A 22975-nucleotide genomic window follows, 5' to 3' on the forward strand; every position below is an offset into this window, starting at 1 on the left:
CCCCCGGGTGGGGGCCAAGTCTGGGAGGGACGCATCAATTGTAGAGCCAACCTCTCCCATCTCGCCGCGTTCCTACTGGTGCTGACGAAACTGCCGCTCCAACTCAATTGCTTGATCTGCGTTATAGACGCCAAAAATCAGCGAAAGACGCGTTTGGACCAAACGTTCCTAATTGCCCCGCATCATCAGCATAGGGACTTAACACAAGTAAACTCGCAAAGCCTGCTACGACAATACCGACAAATACTCGTTTGGCCAGGTCCATCATTGCCGCCGTTCTGGAGCTTTGGCGATAGTGGCAGACCAAGAGAGGAGGCGCATTCGCCTAGGTGAAGGAGAAACCCAGATCCTCCAACATGTCGCCTTCCGAGAGCAAAGCGGACGCGCCCGATTACGACCAGGCGCGCTACAGACGTTTGATCTCCACGACCTCACTACCCGCCGCCTTGATCCGCGCAATGGCCGGCGCGATCGGCTCGATCACCGTTGCCATGTGGTGCGCGTTGGCGTGCGCCATCGTACGGCCATCGCGCACGATGGCGACGTGGCCCTTCCAGAAGATCAGATCGCCGCGTTGTAGCGTATTCCGCTCATGCGGCTCCAGTGCACGGCCGAGACCGGCCTGCTGCATGTCGCTGTCGCGCGGGCAGCCGATGCCGGCTGCGCTCAGCGAGACCTGGACCAGGCCCGAGCAATCGATGCCGAGGCTGCTCTTGCCGCCCCAGAGATAGGGCGTTCCGACGAAGCGCTCGGCGACCGCGACGAAGTCGCCCTCGCGATGGTCGAGCGGCGCGAGATGGTTTTTTGGAACGAACGTGCCCTCGCGCGTGACCGCGAAAGGGCCATCCTCGCGCGCGATCGTGAGCTTCGATCCCAGCACTAGCGCATCGGCCGGCGGCAGCTTGATCGAGGGTCCGGGGAAGGCGAGCGTGCGCAGCGCGCTCACCTTGTGTGTCGGTGCGGCCGCCGGCTTCATCAGCGCGGCGTCGGGCAGCCAGCCGACATAGCCGTCACCGCCGAGCTGGCCCCACGCCCAGCCCTCGCCGTTGTGATCATAGACCGTGACGCGCTCGCCGCGCAGAGCTTCCGTCATCAGCATGGCATTCGATGACGGCTGTTCGCGAACCGGCGCGATCGGTGCGATCACCTCGAATTCCTCGCCGGTCACGAAGCGGTCGGCCTGCACTTGGCCTTCGAGGTATTTGGCGGCGAGATCGCCGCGCGCCGGTGTCAGCCTGACATCATGCATAGCGCTCGCTCAGCACCTTGTAGATCGCGCGGGCGGCCTGGCATTCGCCGCCCTCAGGCCGCGCCGGCTTGGCCGTCGGCGTCCAGCCATAGATATCAACGTGCAGCCAGCTCTTGGCGTGCTCGACGAAGCGTTGCAGGAACAGCGCGCAGGTGATCGAACCGGCAAAGCCGCCCGACGGTGCGTTGGTGATGGTGGCGGTCTTGGAGTCCAGCCACGCATCGTAAGGCGGCCACAGCGGCATGCGCCACAACGGATCGTTCTCCTTCGCCGCGCAACGCGCGACGTCGGCCGCCAGCGTCTCATCATCGGTATAAAAGGGCGGTAAATCCGGCCCCAGCGCGACGCGCGCGGCACCCGTCAGCGTGCCCAGATCGATCAGCAGCTCCGGTTTTTCCTCGTCGGCCAGCGCCAGCGCGTCGGCGAGCACCAGCCGTCCTTCCGCGTCGGTGTTGCCGATCTCGACCGTGATGCCCTTGCGGGAGGCAAAGATGTCGAGCGGGCGGAAGGCGTTCCCGGCGACCGCATTCTCCACCGCCGGGATCAGCACGCGCAGCCGCACCTTCAGCTTCGCATCCATCACCATGCGCGCCAGCGCCAGCACATTGGCGGCGCCGCCCATGTCCTTCTTCATGATCAGCATGCCGCTCGACGGTTTCAGATCGAGCCCGCCGGTGTCGAAGCAGACACCCTTGCCGACCAGCGTCACCTTGGGATGGGCGGGGTCACCCCAGCCGATGTCGATCAGCCGCGGGGCGCGGCTCGAGGCCATGCCGACGGCGTGGATCAGCGGAAAGTTCTTTTCCAGCTCCTCGCCGATGGTGCAGGAATAGCTCGCGCCGAATTCCTCCGCGAGCGCTTGCGCGGCTGCGGCAAGCTCCTCCGGCCCCATGTCGTTGGACGGCGTGTTGATGAGATCGCGCGCCAGCATCGCGGCGCCGGCCATACGGTCGATCTCGGCGACGTCGACGCCGTCAGGCGCGAGCAGCCGGACGTCGGGCCTCTCGGCCTTGCGGTAGCGGGCGAAGCGGTAGCACCCCAATGCAAAGGCCAGGGCGGCCAGCCGTGTATCATGCGGTGCATTGGCAAAACGATAGGTGCCCGGCGGCAGCAGGCCGGGTAGCGCGCCCGGCCGGAACGGATCGCGCGATCTGGTGCCGTCGTCCTCGAGGCCGAACAGCACCTGCGCGATCGCGCCGTCGGGCGCGGGCAGCGCGAGATAGCCGCCCGGCTTGGCGGCGAAGGCGTTCGCCGTGGCGTATTCGCGCTGCGCTGGCGGCAGCGCCTCGCGCACGGCCTCCCAGCTCGACCTGGTGACGAAGGTGATCGGGGTGGCCGTGGTCGATGTCGCGAAAACGGAAGGCATTGGCAGGCTCGGAGGTCATTCGGTTGCAGCAGACTTCGCAGAGTTTGGCCGCGGCTGCAATCGGCTTTGCGGTCACCGCCGGGTGAGCCGCTACTCGCGGAGAAGCAGCCATGCTAGGTTCCGGCGGTGGTTGTTCGCTGCGCAGAGAACGCCGGCAACCGAAGACGAAGCGTGCCGGGAGGAATCGCCATGGAATTTGTGTGGAGCGGGATCACATTCGTTGGCCAGGTTGTCGAGGTGGTGTTTGGCTATGTCGAGCATCACCACTGGGTGTTCGCGTTCCTCGCAGGCGGTTACGTCTTCTATCTGCATGACCGTTCGATTCACGCGCGGTTCGATGCACTCGACAAGCGCATCGACGAAATCCGGAAGCGTCTTGCCATCGAATATTGATCGCGCCTCATGAAACAGCTGAGGACGTCCCGGATGAACGCGCCCATCATGGGATGGTCACGCCCCGGCTGGGCGTCGAGCTTGCGGGCAGCATCTGCTGCGAAACCTGAATGATGAGGTGAAGGTGCTCGGTCTCGATCCCGGCCTGGGCGGCGCAACCCCACCAGATATGGCCGCCGGAGAGCGGCGGCTCCCTGCGTTAACCGGCCATTAGGGTTAACAGTCTATTGCTGACGCGTTCGGCTCGATCATCAGGCTCGAGAGTCAAAAGCGTCATGCGTCAACGGTTCCGCCCAGCCCGGCTTCTCGCCTCCGCTTCGCTGATCGCGCTGGTGGCCGCGAGCCTCGGCGGCTGCACGGCAACGTCGAAGCTCTCCGATGTCACCGGATCGATCGGGCCGAGGGCGGAAGCGGCGCCTGCCGATCCGGCGCGCGCCGTCGAAGTCTATGGCGAGCGCTACCGCGCCAACCCCAAGGATCCCGAAACGGGGTTGGCCTATGGGCAGGCCTTGCGTGCCAACGGGCAGCGCGCACAGGCTGCCGCCGTGCTCGAGCAGGCGACCATCGCCAACCCCGGCAACAAGCCGTTGCTGGCCCAATATGGCCGCGCGCTCGCCGACAACGGCAATTTCCAGCAGGCCTACGACGTGCTGTCGAAGGCGCATTCGCCCGACAATCCGGACTGGCGCCTGCTCTCGGTGCAGGGCACCTGCCTCGACCAGATGGGGCGCCACGACGAGGCGCGCGCCTATTATACGAGCGCCCTGAAGATCGCGCCCGGTGATCCCGGCGTGCTGTCCAATCTCGGCCTGTCCTACATGCTGTCGCGCGATCTGCCCAAGGCGGAAGAGACGCTGCGGCAGGCTTACGCTTCGCCGCGTGCGAGCTCGCGGGTGCGGCAGAATCTCGGCCTGGTGGTCGGCCTCCAGGGTCGCTTCGCTGAAGCCGAGAGCATCGTGAAGGCGGACCTGCCGCCGGACGAGGCGGCGGCGAATGTCGCCTATCTCAAGGACATGTTGAACCGCCACGACGGCCCGCGCGGCGCATCGAAGCGGACGCCGGTCGCCTCGCTCAGCCAGCCCGGCTGATCTGCCGCCTGTGGCGCGATGAAGTGAATTTCGCCCGACGGTTCGAGGGTTTGCCGCGATCCAGATGGGCATGGCGCCGGCGGTGGCCGGCTACTGTGCATGGGGTTGTTTTCGCGCTTTTGGTCCGCCGTCAGTGTAGCTCGGAGATCTTGATACCCGTCGGTCCGAGAATGACGACGAACAGCACCGGCAGGAAGAACAGGATCATCGGCACTGTCAGCTTCGGCGGCAGCGCGGCAGCTTTCTTCTCGGCTTCGTTCATGCGCATGTCGCGGTTTTCCTGCGCCATGACGCGCAGGGATTGCCCGAGCGGGGTGCCGTAGCGTTCGGCTTGCTGAAGCGCAAGACACACCGATTTGACGCCTTCGAGCCCCGTGCGCTTCGCCAGGTTTTCGTAGGCCACCTTGCGGTCCTGCAGATAGGACAGCTCGGCGGTGGTCAGGGTGAATTCTTCCGACAGCGCGATCGACTGTCCCACGATTTCGGTGGCGACCTTGCGGAACGCCATTTCCACCGACATGCCGGACTCGATACAGATCAGCAGCAAATCGAGTGCATCGGGAAAGGCGCGCTTGATCGAGAGCTGACGCTTGGAGATCGCGTTCTTCAGGAACAGCATCGGCGCCTGCAGGCCGAGATAAGCCGCGCCGACGCAGATGCCGATCTTGATCGGCATCGGGCGATCCATGTGGGCGATCAGGAACACGTAGAGGACCGAACCGATGAACAGCACGAGCGGCGTCACCATGCGTGCGAACAGGAAGGTGATGTAGGGTGCCTGGCCGCGATAGCCCGCCATGATCAGCTTGTCGCGCGCAGCCTCCTGCGCCAGCCATTTGGTGAGGTTGAAGTCCTCGACGACCTTGGAGACGAGCTGCTTGGGCGTCTGGCGCAGCGAGACCTTCTCGCTCTTGTGGAGGCGTTCGCGCTCGCGCTGCCGGATTCTCTCGCGCTCGCTCGCCACTGCCTTCATCCGCTTGGCGAGCCCTTCGCCGGCGAACATCGGCATGACCAAGGTGTACACCGTGGCGCTGGCCGCGATGGCCGCCAGCAACATGGTCATGAAGTGGACGTCGTGCAGCTTCGTGACGAGCAAATCAACCATACGGCACCATCAAAAATCGAAGTTGATCATCTTCTTCATCACCATGATGCCGATCGACATCCAGACGACGCAGCCGACCAGCATCAGCTGGCCGGTGGGATGGGTCCAGAGCAGCGAGATGTAGCCAGGCGTGGTGAGATAGACGAGGAACATCACGATCGGCGGCAGCGAGCCGATGATGCCGGCCGAGGCCTTGGCCTCCATCGACATCGCCTGGATCTTTTCCTTCATCTTCTTGCGGTCGCGCAGCACCTTGGAGAGATTGCCGAGCGCTTCGGAGAGATTGCCGCCCGACTTCTGCTGGATCGACACCACGATGCCGAAGAAATTGGCCTCCGGCAGCGGCATGCGGTCGTAGAGCCGCGAGCAGGCGTCGCCGAGCGGCATGCCGATGGCCTGCGTCTCGATGATGGCCAGGAACTCGCTGCGCAGCGGTTCCGGCGCGTCGGCCGCGACGACCTTGATGGACTCGAACAGTGGCAAGCCGGCCTTGATGCCGCGGACGATGACGTCGACGGCGTCCGGCAGTGCTTTCAGGAATTTGTCTTCGCGACGCTTCTTCAGGAAACCCAGCGCCCAGCGCGGCAGGCCGAAGCCGCCGGCAAAGGCCAGACCGGCAGCGCCGAGCAGGCCGCCGCCGCCGAACAGCGCGCCGAAGAAAAACACACCCGCCACGACGCCGGACACGATCCAGAATTTCTGCGTCGTCCAGTCGAGGCCGGCCTGCGACAGGCGGATGTTGAGCGGAACGCTCTTCTCCTGTGCGCGCCTCGCCTCGAGATCCTTGAGCGAACTTTCGACTTGCTCACGGCGCGATCGCTGGCTTTTTTCGGCCTGCTTGGCTGCGGGCGCATCGGGCCGCCCGATCGAAGCGCGGCGACTTTCGGCCTTCCGCTCGCCCGACAGCATCGGGTAGAGGAAAACCCAGGCGATGCCGCCGACGGCGGCGGTGGCGAGGAAAGCGAGGGCAAGGACCTGCATGTTCATCGCTGTGCCGACCTGCTCACGACTTCGGTCCCGTTTCCGCGGCGTCGAGCGCCGCGGCCAGCCGCTTCTCTTCACCGTAATAGCGCGCACGTTCCCAGAATTTGGGGCGCCCGATGCCGGTCGAACGATGCTTGCCAATGATCTTGCCGTTGGCGTCTTCGCCGATCAGGTCGTAGAGGAAGACGTCCTGGGTGATGATGGTATCGCCTTCCATGCCCATCACCTCGGTAATGTGGGTGATGCGGCGCGAGCCGTCGCGCAGACGCGCGGCCTGCACGATGACATCGATCGAGGCGCAGATCATCTCGCGAATGGTGCGGGAGGGCAGGGAGAAGCCGCCCATCGTGATCATCGATTCGCAGCGCGACAGCGCTTCGCGGGGATTGTTGGCGTGCAGCGTTCCCATCGAGCCGTCGTGGCCGGTGTTCATGGCCTGGAGCAGATCGAATGCTTCCGGGCCGCGGACTTCGCCGACGATGATGCGCTCGGGACGCATACGCAGGCAGTTGCGCACCAGCTCGCGCATGGTGACCTGGCCTTCGCCCTCGATGTTGGGGGGACGGGTTTCGAGCCGGACCACGTGGGGCTGCTGGAGCTGAAGTTCGGCTGCGTCCTCGCAGGTGATGACGCGCTCGTCATGTTCGATGTAGTTGGTCAGGCAGTTGAGCAGCGTGGTCTTGCCAGAGCCGGTGCCGCCGGAGATCAGCACGTTGCAGCGGACACGTCCGATGATCTGGAGGATTTCCGCGCCCTCCGGCGAGATCGCGCCGAACTTGACCAGCTGATCGAGCGTCAGCTTGTCCTTTTTGAATTTGCGGATGGTGAGCGCAGGACCGTCGATCGCGAGCGGCGGCACGATGGCGTTGACGCGGGAGCCGTCGGCGAGGCGGGCGTCGCAGATCGGTGAGGATTCGTCGACGCGCCGGCCGACCTGGCTGACGATGCGTTGGCAGATGTTGAGGAGCTGCTGGTTGTCGCGGAACCGGATTCCGGTGCGCTGGATCTTGCCTCCGACTTCGATGAAGACGGTGCCGGCCCCGTTCACCATGATGTCGGCGATGTCGTCGCGGGCGAGCAGCGGCTCGAGCGGACCATAGCCCAGCACGTCGTTGCAGATATCGTCGAGCAGCTCTTCCTGCTCGGCGATGGACATCACGATGTTCTTGATCGCGATGATCTCGTTGACGATGTCGCGGATTTCCTCGCGCGCGGACTCGGAATCGAGCTTGGCGAGCTGGGCGAGGTCGATGGCCTCGATCAGCGCACCGAAGATGGTCGCCTTGACCTCGTAATAATTGTCCGAGCGGCGGCTTTCCATGGCCGGCGCGGGCCGGGACGGGGCGAGCGGCGGGGAGGCGACGGCCGGGGGGGGCGGCGCGCGCGACACCGTCGGCGCCGGAGCCGTGGCAGGCTCTGACGACACGGCGCCGGGCTTGGGAGCCCGAAAGTCGGTGTCTGTTCCGCTACGCTTACCGAACACTTAACAACTCCATGCGGCGGCCTATTTTCCCCGCAACTTCTCAATCAGCGGTGAAAGCAGGGACGACTTTTGTTTCTTCGTCTCGCTCCGGCCGGTCAGGCGTTGGGCGATCTGGAGGAACATTTCGATCGACTTGTGATTGGCGGAGATCTCCGCGATCATCTGGCCGTTGTTGGCAGCCGCGCCGAAGATCTGCGGCTCGAACGGGATCGAGACCACCGGTTGGCTCTCGATCGCCTTGGCGAATTCGGTGGCGGCGATCTCGGGCCGCTTGGGAATGCCGACCTGGTTCAGGCAGTACAGCGGCGGGCGGTCGTTCGGACGCGCGGCCTTCAGCAGATCGAACAGGTTCTTGGTGTTGCGCAAATTGGCAAGATCAGGTGCCGCCACGATCAGAATGTCGTCGGCGCCGATCAGGGCGCGCTTGGTCCAGCCCGACCATTGATGCGGGATGTCGAGCACGATGCAGGGCATGGTCGAGCGCAGCGTGTCGAACACGGCATCGAAGGCGTCCGTGCCGAAATCATAGACCCGGTCAAGCGTCGCAGGTGCCGCCAGCAAGCTGAGATGGTCCGTGCATTTCGACAGCAGGCGGTCGATGAAGGCGGTATCGACCCGGTCGGGCGAAAACACCGCATCCGCGATACCCTGCGGCGGGTCCTGGTTGTAATCGAGCCCGGCGGTCCCGAAGGCGAGGTCGAGATCGGCGACCACCGCGTCCATGGCGAGATCCCGTGCGATCGCCCAGGCGACGTTGTGGGAGACGGTGGAGGCGCCGACGCCACCCTTGGCGCCGACCACGGCGATGATACGGCCGACCGCCTTGGCTTCCGGCGCCGAGAACAGGTTGCAGATCGAGCGCACGACGTCGATGGCGCCGACCGGTGCAAGCACGTAATCGCTGACGCCGCGGCGCACCAGCTCTCGATAGAGCATGACATCGTTGATGCGGCCGATCACGACCACGCGGGTACCGGCGTCGCACACGGTGGCGAGTTGGTCGAGCCCGGCCAACAAATCGTTGCGCGCATCGCTCTCGAGCACGATCACGTTCGGCGTCGGCGCCGAGCGATAAGCTTCGATTGCAGCTGTCATGCCGCCCATCTGGATTTTCAGATGGGCCTTGCCGAGACGGCGATCCTCGCCGGCCGATTGTATGGCCGCGGCGGTCTCCACGGTTTCGCAGAATGCCTGGACCGAGACACGCGGTGCGGGCGCAATATGCTCCTCGGCCGGCGACGGGGCCTCCGGCTGCTCTTCCTGAGTCTGGCGCGCGTAGCTGATCATTTGCCGGAGTCGCTGAGTTTGGCCTTCTCGGCCTCGGGATAGGTGGTCGTCGTCGTCGTGCCCTTGCGGTACTTCTCGAACGCGGTGATGCGCCGCGCCGTGTAGGCGGGGGTCTCAGGCCGCGGCTGCTCGAGGTCCGACGGATTGTCGATCATGGCCGCCATGTTCCGCTGATAAGAGCAGCCGAAATTGTAATAGTCCTTGTTCTCGAACCAGCTCTTGTTCTTCATGGAGGGGCCGACATCCTCCGGCCAGAGGCCGCAGGGGCCTGCGACCGCCGCGATCTTCGAATAGGTCAGGCGGATCGGCGGCAGGAAGTGCTTGTCTTCCGGCTGATAGGGGCGGGCGATGATGCCGCGCGGGGGAACGCCAGCCGCCGCCAGCATGGCCTGAATCTCGCGCATGGATTCCGCCACCGGACGCGCATTGGGCGTTCCCGTGGGCACATCGATGTGGATTGCGCCGGTGCCCTCGTGCATCCAGGTCGACGCCAGGCCCATCACGTCGGCGCGCTGGGCGGCGGTCAAACCGCCGCGGGCGTGGCCGACGAAAACGACGATCGAGCGGTTCTGCTCCTCAATCGCGATCGGATGACGTTGCTTGTAGTCGTCGGGAATGGAGCCGGTGGCCACCTCGTCGTGCTGGCAGCCGCCGAGCGCGAGCGCGATACCGACGAGCACGCCACCGAGGCCGGCGGCGCGGTGGCGGGTCTGGGGTCGTGGTGTGATCATAACTAGGTCCCCGTTCCGCGTTAGTCGGTGATGAAGCCGTAGGTGCCGCGGTAGTTCTTTGCCGGTTCAGTCCGGCCCGGCACGCCATAGATGCGGTTGATGTTGCCGATCAGTTCGGCCTGCGGATCCGAGGGTGCCGCGAAGCCGTCATCCGGCCGCGACAAGTCCTTCGGCGACGCTGCGCGAACGATATAAGGCGTGACGATCACGACCAGCTCGGTCGTGTTGTTGACGAAGTCGCGGCTGCGGAACAGCGTGCCGAGAATCGGCAGCTGCATCAGGCCTGGCAATCCGCTGACAGCCTGCTTGGTCTGCTGCTGGATCAGCCCGGCCATCGCCATCGCGCCGCCGGAGGGAATTTCGAGCGAGGTTTCCGCGCGGCGGGTCCTGATCGAAGGTACCGTCAACGAGTTGACCGACGACGAGGTCACGGCCTGCGACAGTGTGATCGCATTGTCGTTGGAGAGTTCCGACACTTCGGTCATCACCCGCAGGCTGATCTTGCCCTCGGTCAGCACGACAGGCGTGAAGTTGAGCGAGATGCCGAACTTCTTGAAGCTGATCTGGGTGGTGCAGACATGCGTGGTGGGATCGCAGGCATAGCCTGCCGGCACCGGGAACTCGCCGCCGGCGATGAAGGTCGCCGATTCGCCCGAGATTGCGGTCAGGTTCGGTTCGGCCAGCGTGCGGATCACGCCCGCGGTTTCCATCGCGCGGAGCGTCGCCTGCACCGACGGGGTTGCGCCGAACTTCGTGGTCAGACTATTGCCGTCCACGAGATTGTGGCCGAGTGCGGTGAACGGATTGGAGTTGTTGAAGCTCACCACCGACGTGCCGTAGTTGAGGTTTGCGGAAAGGTCGATGCCAAGCTGCTTGACGATGTTGCGCGCGACTTCGGCAACCGTCACCTTCAGCATGACCTGGTCGCGGCCGCGGACCACGATCGAATTCACCACCTTGTCGGGCCCACCGGCAAGCCGTGCGGCGAGATCGTTGGCCTGCTGCGCTTCCACAGGATTGGCCGCCGTCCCGGTCAGGATGATGCCGTCGCCGAGGCCGTCGATCTGGATGTCGGAATTGGGCAGGATCTGCTTCAGCGCGGCGCGTGCACCGTTGAGGTCGCGCTTGACCGCGATGTCATAGGCCGCGATCTGCTGGCCGGCGGAATCGAAGAACACGATGTTGGTTTGGCCGACCGAGGCGCCGATGATGTAGGCGCGCTGGGCGGAGCGGACCACCGCATTGGCGATCTTGGGATCAGCGACCAGCACATCCTTGATGTCGCGCGGCAGGTCGATCACGATCGACTTGCCGACGCCGAGCGAGAGGAAGCGCGCGTTCATCTGGCCGTCGGCCGCAACCGGCGCTGCGGGACGGTAATCAGCGGCGATCACGGGCGTCAGCACGGGGTTGAGCGTCAGCGCGACAGCGGCCGAGAACGACAGGGCGCGAACCATCGTGGTCCGCATCGTCGTCGGATTTGCCCTGCATGTCATATCGACTGTCCTCATCGTGCCTTCGCCGCCTGGGTTGCGACGCCGTAGCGAATGATCGAAATGCCGTCGCGCTTCTGCGCGGATTCATCGAGCGTGATCTCGGTCGACTTGACGTCGGCAATGCTGCGCAGCGCCAGCGACAGCGTTCCCGCCTGGCGGGACGAGGCAAGCTGCTGGGCCTGCGCGGGATTGAGTTCCAGCGTCACGGTCTTGCCGAGCACCGTGTTCTGGCCGTCCTTCTCCTTCGGAGCCTGATCGATGGCGAGCACGCGGACGTTGACCAAAATGACTTCGGTGTTGATGATGTCCTGGCCACCGGCGGCCTGATCGGGGTTCTTGAGGCGGCGCGTCAGCAGCACGTCGACCCGATCGTTCGGCAGGATGAAGCCGCCGGCGCCCGTTTCCGGCGAGATTTCGGTCGAGATCGCGCGCATGCCTGACGGCAGGATCGCGGCCATGAATCCGGACCCATCGGCCTTGACAAGCTTCTGGTCGCGGATCGGTTCACCCTGGATGAAGGGGGCACGCGCGATCGACCCGGTGACCTGGGTCGCGCCGTCGGGGCGCTCGTTGCGGCGAATGAAGCTGGAGCTGGCAGTCGCGGTCGGCCAGGTCTGCCACTGCACGTCTTCCGGCTTCACGGTCTGGCCGAGACCGATGTCGTTCTTGGCGACCAGAACGTCGGTGGTGGGAAGCTGCGCGGCGGGAGCTGCTGGAGGCGGCGCAGAGTCCGAGCCGCTCGCCAGATACGCGGCGACGCCGCCGGCGCAGATGGCGACCGTCAGGACGACTATGCGTGCCCTATTCATACGCTTCACTTTCCACAGAACGCCGCGACGCTGCCGCCGCCGTATTCGGCAGTTGACCAGCTATTCGTCAAAGCATGGTTAATGAGGCGTATCTAAATCGCCTTAACGCCTGGTTATCGCGGCGTTTAGCGCAGCGCGAGGTGAGCGAGATCGATCGCCTTCACCCATCCGGTTTCCGGGTAGATCAGCAGCGCGCCGAGCGCGAGCGCGATGCCATAGGGAATGCCGGTCTGCTTGTCGTGCAGCCGTGCGAGCCAGGCCTGGCCGGCAAGCCCGTAAGGCAACGGCCATTGCCGGAACTGGAGCAGGAGCAGCGTCAGCGCTCCGCCGAACAGTGAAGCGTAGAGCAGGAAGTCCGTCAATTGCGCGAAGCCGAACCAGAGCGCCACCGCGGCCGCGACCTTGGCGTCGCCGCCGCCGATCCAGCCCATCGCGAAGCAGGTGAAGGCCACGACGAGGATCAGCGCGCCGGCGCCGAGGTGGCCGAGCAGCTCGTATGGTGCCATGCCACCGGCAAAGGCCAGCACGAAGAAGCCGGCGATCAGCGCCAGCGAGACGCGGTTCGAGATGGTCATGGTGAAGAGATCGCTGGCGGCTGCGAACGCCATCAGGGCCGGGAAGAGCAGAAGGCGCGCGAGGTCGAGGATCATTGGCTGCGTCTTGGGCCTGGGTCTATTGCCGGATCGGGGCGTCGGCGCATGCTAGAAGGCAGTGCTAAACAAACCGACAACGGGTGCCGGCGGCCTCACCACATGCTGGCGATGCGCATTGCGAGCGTGGCTACGGCGAGCAGCAGTGCAAGGCAGACCCAACACGCCGACGCGTCGATGCGCGCCGTGTCCGCCTCGCTCGCCGCAACCGCGGCAGCGGTCCTGTGTTTACGCAACGCCACTGGAACTCGCCCCGTCCAAAAAACAAAGGCCCCGGAGATCCGGGGCTTTTGCGGTTCGCCTACTTCAGCGAGGAGCTGATCGAGCCGAACTTCGTGTTCAGCGAGGTGCCGAGCTGGTTGACGACGGTGATGATGGCCAGCGCGATGCCGGCGGCAATCAGACCGTATTCGATGGCCGTGGCGCCGGATTCGTCTTTGGCGAAACGCGCAATCAGGTTCTTCATGGACTAAACTCCATCTGGGTGTGGTCGCCTCGTTCGGCGCTGCATTGACGCGACGACCATGTGAGCCGAGCTCTTTCGGTGGAGTTAACTGGATCGGTCAAACCCGCGTCTCGCGCGATGCTTTTGGCCAAAGTGAATTTCACCTTAAGGCGATCATCGCAATTCGTTCGGTTCGGAACGGGGCGTCAACTTCATCCTCCCTTAAATTTAGCGGAGTAGGCGTAGAGAGATCAGCAGCCAGGAAGAGAAGCGATGATGTCGAGCCTGCCCATGCAAGTCGCCCTGATGCTCGGCGAGACCATCGAGAAGGTGGTTCCCGTCACCTTCATGCTCGCAGTCCTGTTCACGGTGCTGGAGCATTTCTGGGCCTGCAATCCCGGTCCGTCCTGGTGGCGCAAGCGCGAGATCGTAACCGATATCTGCTACTGGTTCTTCGTTCCGGTGTTCGCCCGCACGATGCGGATCGGACTCCTGATCGTTACCGCGGGCTTCTTCTTCAACATCCACGACGCCGACGAGCTGATCGCCTTCTACGACAACGGGCACGGCCCGCTGTCGCAGCTGCCGCTCTGGCTGCAGGGTGTTCTGTTCCTGGTACTCGCCGACTTCATGCTGTACTGGCTGCACCGGCTGTTTCATGGCGGCGAGTTCTGGAAATACCATGCGATCCATCACTCCTCGGAGGAGATCAGCTGGATCTCGGCGGCCCGCTTCCATCCGGTCAATCTGATGCTCGGCACGATCGGCGTCGACGTCGTACTGCTGATGGCCGGCATTTCGCCGAACGTGATGATCTGGGTCGGCCCGTTCACGACCTTCCATTCGGCCTTCGTGCACGCCAACTTGAACTGGACCTTCGGGCCGTTCAGATATGTGCTGGCGACGCCGGTGTTCCATCGCTGGCACCACACTGCGCTCGAAGAGGGCGGCGACACCAATTTCGCCGGCACCTTTCCGATCTGGGACGTGCTGTTCGGGACCTTCCGCATGCCGGCTGGCGAACTGCCGAAGGATTATGGCAAGGACGAAGCGACCATGCCGAAGGAGATCGCCGGCCAGCTTGCCTATCCGTTCCGGCAATAGGCGGGCCACAAAACGTCAGTCCGTTAGAACAATAGTCGGCGAATTTGGGGAACGTTCACGAATTACAGGCAGGTTAACCGGGTCGGGCGCCGGCTCCGCTCCCTGATCGATTCTGCCGGTTTGTGACGTCCCGGGGTAAGAGTATGCGTAAAGTGTTCCTGCGCCGTCATGCGCGCATCTGTCTGCTGGTTACGGCAAGTGTACTGGCTTCGCCGTCCATTGGCCTTGCCGAGCCCACCATCGATACCATCGCCGTGAATGTCGACCAGGCCAAGCTCGTTCGGCTGCCCGGCAAGGTGGCGACGATCGTGGTCGGTAATCCCTTGATCGCCGATGTCACCCTCCAGCCTGGCGGGATGATCGTCGTCACCGGCAAAGGCTACGGCGCCACCAATTTCATCGCGCTCGATCGCGGCGGAGAGATCCTGGTCGACCGGCAGATCCAGGTCGAGGGCCCCAGCGACCGGCTCGTCACCGTCTACCGCGGGGTCGATCGGGAGTCCTACAGCTGCATGCCGCTTTGCCAGCGCCGGGTTACGCTCGGCGACAGCGACACCTACTTCAACACCACGATGAGTCAGGCTGGTGCGCTGAACAGCAATGCCAGCGGCACCGGCGGCGCGGCGGCCGCCAAGACGAACTAGCAAGGCAAATCAACGGCCAATGCAGCCGCGTGGGACCTGTGGTCCCGCGCGGGCGCTGGCGCGTCGGTGACCGCGCAGCAGCCAGCGTGGTTAACAGGCCTTAACGGTTCGCTAGGGCGAGTTCGAATTGTCCAATCAGCAAAATAACCAGTTTCCGGTCCTGATCGGGCCCGGATGATCGCGGCCGCCGGTTCACACTCCGGACTGAAACCTATCCGTTCTGCAGCTACGAAAAAGGCCGTACGTCCCGCACGGCCTTTTCCATTGTTCCGAGGGCCGGCGCTGAATCCTTGCGTGTCCCGCGAGGATGCGCGCTGGAATCAGCCGGCGTCGCGCAGGTTGTCGGCGGCCGACTTACCGGACCGGCGATCGGCGACGATCTCGTAGGAAATCTTCTGGCCTTCGCGCAGCGAGCCGAGGCCGGCGCGCTCGACGGCGCTGATGTGAACGAACACGTCGCTGCCGCCATCATCGGGCTGGATGAAGCCATAGCCCTTGGTTGCGTTAAACCACTTCACGGTTCCCATGCTCACGGGGGTAGTCCCTTCTCAGATACACAATGTAAGAGCCCGCTCGCGCAGGCCGGTTAGATCGAATTTTGGAAGGGTCGTCAGCGTGTCTGAACCGGCTGTACCGGTGGATGCTAATATCGTCCGGCCGAAAATCGATGTGTTCATTTTATTGGAATCAAGGCGCCAAAACAATCCTGACGCGCACGATTTTTTGATCCACCGTGTTCTCCACGGCGGATCAGCTTCAAGTCAGCACCTTTATTCCACGCTTGCGCGCGGGAACCATTAACGGCGACGGAATTGGCCGCCGCGCTGTCCGGGACGGGGAGGTCCGCCCACCCCGCTCGGCCGTTCGTCCTTGTGGCGGAAAATCAGCCGGCCCTTTTCGAGGTCGTAGGGCGACATCTCCACCGTCACGCGGTCTCCCGCCAGCGTCTTGATGCGGTTCTTCTTCATCTTGCCGGCGGTGTAGGCGACGATTTCGTGCCCGGCGTCGAGCTGCACGCGGTAGCGCGCGTCGGGGAGGATTTCGGTGACCAGTCCTTCGAACTGGATCAGCTCTTCCTTAGCCATGAATTTCTCCAGGTCGTGGACGGCTAGTGCGAATGGGGTTTGCGGTTCGGGTGGCCGTTCGGCCGACTCTCACGGCGCAAAAAGGCCACGCCTTGTATCCCATCGGGCGCTCCGGCGCTATGCGTCGAGCGCTGTTCCGGGCGGTCGTTTGCCGAAGAATGCATCTTTCCACCGGAGCGACGACGGCGCGATCCCTTCGCATTGCTGCCGGGCCGTCCGTCGACGTGTCGCGCCTCGCCGTGGCGGCCCTCACCGGCCCGTCCGTCGCTCGGCTTGCCGGCGCTGTGGTGGCGTCCGTCGCCGTGCCGTTCATCGTTACGCCGTCCGTCGCCGTGGCGTGCGCCTTGCGGACGCTGGCCCGGGCGGGCGGCCGGCCGGCCCTGCCGTTGCTGCGGTGGGGGAGCACCGGCATCGCGGCGGCCGGCATCGGTGCGGAGGTCCTCGCGCGGCAGCGCCACGCGGATCAGCTTCTCGATGTCGCGCAGATAGCCGAGCTCCTCGCCGCCGGCCACCAGCGAGATCGCGGTGCCGTCGGCGCCCGCGCGCGCGGTGCGGCCTATGCGATGCACGTAGGTCTCGGGCACATTGGGCAGGTCGTAGTTGATGACGTGGGTGATCCCGTCGACATCGATGCCGCGGGCGGCGATGTCGGTGGCGACCAGGGTGCGGATCTCGCCGGAGCGGAATTGCGCGAGCGTCCGCTCGCGATGGTTCTGCGACTTGTTGCCGTGAATGGCGCTAGCGGCGATGCCCGTCCTCTCGAGCGTCTTCACGACCTTGTCGGCGCCGTGCTTGGTGCGGGTGAAGACCAGCGCGCGGTTGATCGGCTCGTCCTTCAGGAGCTTGGTCAGGAAGGTGGCCTTGGCCGAGAAGTCGACCTGGATGATGCGCTGATTGATACGCTCGGCGGTCGAGGAGACCGGTGTTACCGCGACCCGGGCCGGATCGCGCAGCATGGCGTCGGCGAGTTCGGCGATGTCCTTCGGCATGGTAGCCGAGAAGAACAGCGTCTGCCGCTTGATCGGGAGTTTCGCGACGATTTTGCGGATGTCGTTGATGAAACCCATGTCGAGCATGCGGTCGGCCTCGTCGAGCACGAGGAATTCGACGCTGCTGAGCTTCAGTCCGTTGCTCTGCACGAGGTCGAGCAGGCGGCCGGGGGTGGCGACCAGCACATCGACGCCCTGCATCAGGGCACGGACCTGGCGGCCCATCGGCACGCCGCCGATGGCGAGCGTCGAGGACAGACGGATGTGGCGACCATAGGCATTGAAGCTGTCGAGGATCTGCCCCGAAAGCTCGCGGGTCGGCGACAGCACCAGGACGCGGGCCGTCTTGGGCTGCGGCTTGATGCGGTTCTCGAGCAGGCGGTGCAGAATCGGCAGCGCAAAGGACGCTGTCTTGCCGGTGCCGGTCTGGGCGATGCCGACGACGTCACGGCCGGTCAGCGCCGTGGGGATCGTTTGGGCCTGGATGGGGGTAGGGGTGACGTAATTCTCTTCGGCGAGAGCACGTGCGATCGGTTCGGCGAGGCCGAAGTCCTGAAACGAAGTCAAAAGATGGGTTCTTTCCATGTCAAATGCGATCGGCCCTACGCAATCGGCGGGGCGCGCGCAAAAGGGTGTCGAGAAGACACCTGCGTGTTTGGGGTGTCGGATGGCTTGGGAGATATGGGGCAAGCCAGAGGCCCGTACGGGCTTAAGAACACGCGGCTCGCTACGACCGCTCGATTCGCGAACGATCTCCACCACTATATGGAACATTGAGGGGGCGCTTTCAAGGCACGCCCTCATCACGCTTCGATTTGCGGTGCAAAAATAGTGGTGCCGGAAATTTAGCCAGCAGATGGATTTTGCTCATAAAATAATCTGATTGGCGCATAAGCATACATTTTACCCGCCCAATATTTGGGCGGCCGGACTGCGGCGAAAGTTTGTTTGCGGCAAAATTATCAAGACTGACCAACCACTTGGCAGGCGCCCAGCCCATGGCACGGTTCTTGCGATTCCGTTAATCGCAGGCGGCCGTGGGGCCGTTTCGCAGCGTTTTCACGTCTGCGTCAGGGAGATGATACATCCATGCCTACCAAATCCATTCACGATATAGCGGCGTCATTTAGCCGCCGCGGCGTGCTCGCCGCGACCACCGGACTGATGCTTGGTCTGGCGTCCATTTCCGGCGCGAAGGCCGCCGACGACACCATCAAGGTCGGCGTCCTGCACTCCCTCTCCGGCACCATGGCCATCAGCGAAACCACGCTGAAGGACACCATCCTCTTCCTCATCGACGAGCAGAACAAGAAGGGTGGCGTGCTCGGCAAGAAGCTCGAGGCCGTCGTCGTCGACCCCGCCTCGAACTGGCCGCTGTTCGCTGAAAAGGCGCGCGAGCTGATCACCAAGGACAAGGTCGCCGTGGTGTTCGGCTGCTGGACCTCGGTGTCGCGCAAATCGGTGCTCCCGGTGTTCAAGGAGCTCAACAACATCCTGTTCTACCCTGTCCAGTACGAGGGCGAGGAGTCCGAACGCAACGTGTTCTACACGGGTGCCGCGCCGAACCAGCAGGCGATCCCCGCCGTCGACTATCTGATGAAGGAAGAGAAGGTGAAGCGCTGGGTGCTCGCGGGCACCGACTACGTCTATCCGCGCACCACCAACAAAATCCTGGAAGCCTATCTGAAGTCCAAGGGTGTCGCTCAGGAAGACATCATGATCAACTACACGCCGTTCGGTCACTCCGACTGGCAGACGATCGTGGCCGACATCAAGAAGTTCGGCTCGGCCGGCAAGAAGACGGCGGTGGTCTCGACCATCAACGGCGACGCCAACGTCCCCTTCTACAAGGAGCTCGGCAACCAGGGCATCAAGGCGAAGGACATCCCGGTGGTCGCGTTCTCGGTGGGTGAGGAAGAACTCGCCGGCATCGACACCAAGCCGCTGGTGGGTCATCTCGCCGCTTGGAACTACTTCGAGTCCATCAAGACCCCGGCGAACGAGAAGTTCATCAAGGATTGGCAGGCCTACACCAAGAACCCGAAGCGTACGACCAACGACCCTATGGAAGCCCACGTGATCGGCTTTAACATGTGGGTGAAGGCCGTCGAGAAGGTGAAGTCGACGGATCCGGACAAGGTGATCGACGCGCTGCCCGGCATCGAGGCTGCGAACCTGACCGGTGGCACCTCGAAGATGCTGCCGAACCACCACATCACCAAGCCGGTGTTCATCGGCGAGATCAAGGGCAACGGCCAGTTCGACGTGGTCTGGAAGACCCCGGGTCTCGTGGCTGGCGACGCCTGGTCGAAGGAGCTCGACGGCTCCAAGGACCTGATCGGCGACTGGGTCGGCAAGAAGTGCGGCAACTTCAACACCAAGACCAACAAGTGCCTCGGCTCCGGCTCCTGATCCGGACCTGACATTCGACTGCACGACGGGAGAAGACGGCTATTCCGCCGTCTTCTCCCCACTTCTGCCGGGGTGAACCAAAGTGCCAACCAATCTGTCCGCTCGTCTCTCTACCTTTGTCCTCTCGCTGTTCCTGATCGCGTTCGCGCTGCCGGCCTTTGCCGGTCCGTTCGAGGACGCGGTCGCCAAATTCGCCAACGACGATTTTTCCGACACGGATGAAGCGATCGGCGTCGTCGCAAGCAGCGGCAACAAGCTGGCTTTTCCGATCATCAATGCACTCCAGGACGGCCGTCTCATGGCCGATCCTGACACCAAGAAGGTTTACGTCACCGGCACCGACGGCAAGTCGATCGATGCCGCGACCGGTGAGTCCGTTGCCAGCGTGCCTGACAGTGCCAGCGCCGTCCGCCTCAACAACCGCCTGCGCCGCAGTGTCGACGCTGCGCTCGGTAGCCTGACGCTACAGTCGCCCGATCTCGGCACGCGGCTCCAGGCTGCGCAGTCCGTCTTCAAGTCGCATGAAGAGACTGCGCTCGAGCCGGTCGAGACCGCGCTCGCCAAGGAACCCAACCGATCGGTCAAGGCCGCGCTCGGCGAGGCGCGCGCCGCGATCCTGCTGTTCAAATCCGACGCCACCGAAGTGCAGAAGCTCGAGGCCGTCGCCACCATCAAGGCGCGCGGCGATCAGGAAGCGCTGGCGCTGCTCTCCGACATCGGGACCGACCAGCCCGCCTCGGTGGCCAAAGCCGCGACGAGCGCCATCAGCTCGATCCAGAACTCGCTCGCGGTCTGGTCCGCGGTGCAGAATGCCTGGTACGGCCTCTCGCTCGGCTCGGTGCTTCTGCTCGCCGCGATCGGCCTTGCCATCACCTTCGGCGTGATGGGCGTCATCAACATGGCGCATGGCGAAATGGTGATGATCGGCGCCTACACCACCTTCGTGGTGCAGGAGGTGATCCGCACCCGCTATCCCGCCCTGTTCGACTATTCGCTGCTCATCGCCGTGCCGCTCGCCTTTCTCGTCGCAGGCGCGATCGGCGTGCTGATCGAACGCAGCATCATCCGCTTCCTCTACGGCCGGCCGCTGGAGACGCTGCTTGCCACCTGGGGCCTGTCGCTGGTGCTGCAGCAGGCGGTGCGCACCATGTTCGGTCCAACCAATCGCGAGGTCGGCAATCCCTCCTGGATGAGCGGCGCGTTCGAGCTCGGTCAGATCACCATCACCTACAACCGGCTCTGGATCCTCTGCTTCACCCTTGCGGTCTTCGTGATCCTGCTCGCCATGTTGCGCTACACGGCGCTCGGCCTCGAGATGCGCGCCGTGACGCAGAATCGCCGCATGGCGGCGTCGATGGGCATCGCCACCTCGCGCGTCGACGCCTTGACCTTCGGCCTCGGTTCGGGCATCGCCGGCATCGCCGGCGTGGCGCTGTCGCAAATCGACAATGTCAGCCCCAATCTCGGCCAGAGCTACATCATCGACAGTTTCATGGTCGTGGTGTTCGGCGGGGTCGGCAATCTCTGGGGCACCCTCGTCGGCGCCTTCACGCTCGGTATCGCCAACAAGTTCTTGGAGCCGGTCGCCGGCGCCGTGCTCGGCAAGATCGCGATCCTGGTCCTGATCATCCTGTTCATTCAAAAGCGGCCGCGCGGCCTGTTCGCGCTCAAGGGCCGTGCGGTGGAAGCATGACCCCTCACATGCTGACGCGATCACTGGACCGCGGCGCGACGATCTTCCTGTTGGTCGTCGCCGCCTGCGGCGTCCTCATCCCGCTCTCCAATTTGCTGCTGCCGGCGGGCTCGGTCCTGCAAGTGCCGACCTATCTTGTCGCGCTCTGGGGCAAATATGTCTGCTACGCCATCCTGGCGCTCTCGATCGACCTGATCTGGGGCTATTGCGGCATCCTCTCGCTCGGCCACGGCGCCTTCTTCGCGCTCGGCGGCTATGCGATGGGCATGTATTTGATGCGGCAGATCGGTACCCGCGGCGTCTACGGCAATCCCGTTCTGCCCGACTTCATGGTGTTCCTGAACTGGCAGAAGCTGCCGTGGTACTGGCACGGCTTCGACATGTTCTGGTTCGCGGCGCTGATGGTGCTGTTCGTGCCGGGTCTGCTGGCCTTCTGCTTCGGCTGGCTCGCCTTCCGCTCCCGCGTCACCGGCGTGTATCTGTCGATCATCACGCAGGCGATGACCTATGCGCTGCTGCTCGCCTTCTTCCGCAACGATTTCGGTTTCGGCGGCAACAACGGCCTGACCGACTTCAAGGACATTCTCGGCTTCAACGTCCAGGCCGAGGGCACGCGCGCCGCGCTGTTCGCGCTCAGCTGCCTGGCACTGATCCTCAGCTTCCTGATCTGCCGCTCGGTTGTGTCCTCCAAGCTCGGCAAGGTGCTGATCGCGATCCGGGACGCGGAATCGCGCAGCCGCTTCCTCGGCTACCGTGTTGAATCCTACAAGTTGTTCGTGTTCACGCTGTCGGCCTGCATGGCCGGCGTCGCCGGCGCGCTCTATGTGCCGCAGGTCGGTATCATCAATCCGTCCGAATTCGCACCGGGCAATTCGATCGAGGCGGTGATCTGGGTCGCGGTCGGCGGCCGCGGCACGCTGATCGGTGCGGCGCTTGGCGCGATCGTCGTCAACTACGCCAAGACGTTCTTCACCTCGGGCGTGCTGGCGCCGTACTGGCTGTTCATGCTGGGTGCGCTGTTCATTCTGGTGACACTGCTGCTGCCCAAGGGCATCGTCGGCACTTTCAGCGCCTGGCGTGAGGCGTTGAGAGAGAGGCGCCCTGCTGCGGCGAGTGCGGCGGCCGAAGACGGCATCACCGAACCAAAGATGGCGGAGTAGCGGTCATGAACGTCATGGATACCCGCGCGACCTCCGCGATGCTCTATCTCGACGGCGTGCACGTCTCGTTCGACGGTTTCCACGCCATCAACAATCTGTCGCTGACGCTCGAGCCCGGCGAGATGCGCGCCATCATCGGCCCCAACGGCGCCGGCAAGACCACGATGATGGACATCGTCACCGGCAAGACCAAGCCGGACGCGGGCACGGTGCTGTTCGACGGCGTCACGGACCTGACGCGCCTCGACGAGACCCGCATCGCCGAGCTCGGCATCGGCCGCAAATTCCAGAAGCCGACGGTGTTCGAGAGCCAGACCGTACAGGACAATCTCTTGCTCGCGCTCAATGTTGATCACTCGGTCCGCAGCACGTTGTTCTGGCGCGGCAGCAGGGCGGAGTCGGAGCGCATCGACAAGGTGCTGGAGACGATCCGTCTCACCGATTCCCGCAATCGCCTCGCCGGCAGCCTCAGCCATGGCCAGAAGCAATGGCTCGAGATCGGCATGCTGTTGGCGCAGGACCCGAAGCTGCTGCTGGTCGACGAGCCCGTCGCGGGGATGACCGACGTCGAAACGCATCTCACCGCCGAGCTACTGAAAGAAATCAACAAGACCCACACCGTCATGGTGGTCGAGCACGACATGACCTTCGTGCGCGAACTCGGGGTTAAGGTGACGTGCCTGCATGAAGGCACGGTGCTCGCCGAAGGAACCATCGACCAGGTCTCGTCCAACGAGCGGGTCATCGAAGTCTATCTGGGTAGATAGCGAATGGCGAATAGGAGTGCCGAATGAACGGGCTG

General features: G+C 63.9%; 23 protein-coding genes. 8 read left to right on the top strand and 15 right to left on the bottom strand.

Annotated elements, in window-relative coordinates; all coding sequences use genetic code 11:
• Positions 1–406 precede the first annotated feature (406 nt).
• Positions 407–1249: a C40 family peptidase gene (locus ACVIIW_RS13405; protein WP_456701185.1), complete on the bottom strand. Its 843-nt coding sequence runs from the start codon at positions 1247–1249 to the stop codon at positions 407–409.
• Positions 1242–2615, bottom strand: a complete 1374-nt coding sequence (locus ACVIIW_RS13410; RefSeq protein ID WP_456701186.1) for a leucyl aminopeptidase family protein — start codon at positions 2613–2615, stop codon at positions 1242–1244. Before ACVIIW_RS13410 ends, ACVIIW_RS13405 begins: the two co-directional genes overlap by 8 nt.
• Positions 2616–2804: 189 nt before the next feature.
• On the opposite strand from ACVIIW_RS13410, the gene ACVIIW_RS13415 reads away from it, so the two are divergent.
• Positions 2805–3008, top strand: coding sequence for a hypothetical protein (locus tag ACVIIW_RS13415; protein ID WP_456701187.1), 204 nt, complete (start codon positions 2805–2807; stop codon positions 3006–3008).
• A gap of 275 nt (positions 3009–3283) precedes the next feature.
• A complete protein-coding gene (locus ACVIIW_RS13420) occupies positions 3284–4096 on the top strand; it encodes a tetratricopeptide repeat protein (RefSeq protein ID WP_456701188.1) in 813 nt (270 codons plus the stop codon).
• Positions 4097–4226: 130 nt separating this feature from the next.
• On the opposite strand, the gene ACVIIW_RS13425 is transcribed toward ACVIIW_RS13420, so the two are convergent.
• From ACVIIW_RS13425 to ACVIIW_RS13465, 9 genes are all read right to left on the bottom strand, one after another.
• The gene (locus ACVIIW_RS13425) at positions 4227–5201 is read right to left on the bottom strand and encodes a type II secretion system F family protein (protein ID WP_456701189.1); all 975 of its coding nucleotides are present in this window, start codon (positions 5199–5201) and stop codon (positions 4227–4229) included.
• A gap of 9 nt (positions 5202–5210) precedes the next feature.
• Positions 5211–6188, bottom strand: coding sequence for a type II secretion system F family protein (locus tag ACVIIW_RS13430; RefSeq protein WP_456701190.1), 978 nt, complete (start codon positions 6186–6188; stop codon positions 5211–5213).
• Between the two features lie 16 nt (positions 6189–6204).
• Positions 6205–7668: a CpaF family protein gene (locus ACVIIW_RS13435; protein ID WP_456701191.1), complete on the bottom strand. Its 1464-nt coding sequence runs from the start codon at positions 7666–7668 to the stop codon at positions 6205–6207.
• Between the two features lie 21 nt (positions 7669–7689).
• On the bottom strand, positions 7690–8955 hold the full coding sequence (locus tag ACVIIW_RS13440; protein ID WP_456701192.1) for an AAA family ATPase: 1266 nt from the start codon (positions 8953–8955) through the stop codon (positions 7690–7692).
• A complete protein-coding gene (locus tag ACVIIW_RS13445) occupies positions 8952–9686 on the bottom strand; it encodes a CpaD family pilus assembly protein (protein ID WP_456701193.1) in 735 nt (244 codons plus the stop codon). The genes ACVIIW_RS13440 and ACVIIW_RS13445 overlap by 4 nt, the downstream gene beginning before the upstream one ends.
• Before the next feature lie 20 nt (positions 9687–9706).
• A complete protein-coding gene (locus ACVIIW_RS13450; RefSeq protein ID WP_456701194.1) occupies positions 9707–11182 on the bottom strand; it encodes a type II and III secretion system protein family protein in 1476 nt (491 codons plus the stop codon).
• A gap of 11 nt (positions 11183–11193) precedes the next feature.
• The gene (cpaB, locus tag ACVIIW_RS13455) at positions 11194–11991 is read right to left on the bottom strand and encodes a Flp pilus assembly protein CpaB (RefSeq protein WP_456701195.1); all 798 of its coding nucleotides are present in this window, start codon (positions 11989–11991) and stop codon (positions 11194–11196) included.
• Positions 11992–12116: 125 nt separating this feature from the next.
• On the bottom strand, positions 12117–12641 hold the full coding sequence (locus ACVIIW_RS13460; RefSeq protein ID WP_456701196.1) for an A24 family peptidase: 525 nt from the start codon (positions 12639–12641) through the stop codon (positions 12117–12119).
• Positions 12642–12942: 301 nt separating this feature from the next.
• Positions 12943–13107: a Flp family type IVb pilin gene (locus tag ACVIIW_RS13465; protein WP_092227069.1), complete on the bottom strand. Its 165-nt coding sequence runs from the start codon at positions 13105–13107 to the stop codon at positions 12943–12945.
• Between the two features lie 255 nt (positions 13108–13362).
• Between ACVIIW_RS13465 and ACVIIW_RS13470 the strand changes: the two genes are divergently transcribed.
• Positions 13363–14190, top strand: a complete 828-nt coding sequence (locus ACVIIW_RS13470; RefSeq protein WP_456701197.1) for a sterol desaturase family protein — start codon at positions 13363–13365, stop codon at positions 14188–14190.
• Between the two features lie 143 nt (positions 14191–14333).
• A complete protein-coding gene (locus tag ACVIIW_RS13475) occupies positions 14334–14834 on the top strand; it encodes a pilus assembly protein N-terminal domain-containing protein (RefSeq protein ID WP_456701198.1) in 501 nt (166 codons plus the stop codon).
• Positions 14835–15154: 320 nt separating this feature from the next.
• Here ACVIIW_RS13475 and ACVIIW_RS13480 read toward each other — a convergent pair whose 3' ends face one another.
• From ACVIIW_RS13480 to ACVIIW_RS13495, 4 genes are all read right to left on the bottom strand, one after another.
• On the bottom strand, positions 15155–15367 hold the full coding sequence (locus tag ACVIIW_RS13480; RefSeq protein WP_456701199.1) for a cold-shock protein: 213 nt from the start codon (positions 15365–15367) through the stop codon (positions 15155–15157).
• Between the two features lie 264 nt (positions 15368–15631).
• Positions 15632–15919: a translation initiation factor IF-1 gene (infA, locus tag ACVIIW_RS13485; RefSeq protein ID WP_008131890.1), complete on the bottom strand. Its 288-nt coding sequence runs from the start codon at positions 15917–15919 to the stop codon at positions 15632–15634.
• Positions 15920–15942: 23 nt separating this feature from the next.
• On the bottom strand, positions 15943–17493 hold the full coding sequence (locus tag ACVIIW_RS13490; protein ID WP_456701200.1) for a DEAD/DEAH box helicase: 1551 nt from the start codon (positions 17491–17493) through the stop codon (positions 15943–15945).
• Between the two features lie 202 nt (positions 17494–17695).
• Positions 17696–17908, bottom strand: coding sequence for a hypothetical protein (locus ACVIIW_RS13495; protein WP_456701201.1), 213 nt, complete (start codon positions 17906–17908; stop codon positions 17696–17698).
• Positions 17909–17997: 89 nt separating this feature from the next.
• On the opposite strand from ACVIIW_RS13495, the gene urtA reads away from it, so the two are divergent.
• From urtA to urtD, 4 genes are all read left to right on the top strand, one after another.
• Positions 17998–19320, top strand: coding sequence for an urea ABC transporter substrate-binding protein (gene urtA / locus ACVIIW_RS13500; protein WP_456701202.1), 1323 nt, complete (start codon positions 17998–18000; stop codon positions 19318–19320).
• 82 nt (positions 19321–19402) lie between these two features.
• Entirely contained in the window at positions 19403–21013 is a 1611-nt protein-coding gene (urtB, locus tag ACVIIW_RS13505) for an urea ABC transporter permease subunit UrtB (protein WP_456701203.1), read from the top strand.
• Positions 21010–22173, top strand: coding sequence for an urea ABC transporter permease subunit UrtC (gene urtC, locus ACVIIW_RS13510; RefSeq protein WP_456701204.1), 1164 nt, complete (start codon positions 21010–21012; stop codon positions 22171–22173). The genes urtB and urtC overlap by 4 nt, the downstream gene beginning before the upstream one ends.
• A gap of 5 nt (positions 22174–22178) precedes the next feature.
• A complete protein-coding gene (gene urtD / locus ACVIIW_RS13515) occupies positions 22179–22940 on the top strand; it encodes an urea ABC transporter ATP-binding protein UrtD (protein WP_456701205.1) in 762 nt (253 codons plus the stop codon).
• Positions 22941–22975 lie beyond the last annotated feature (35 nt).

Source organism: Bradyrhizobium sp. USDA 4449, assembly GCF_054056275.1.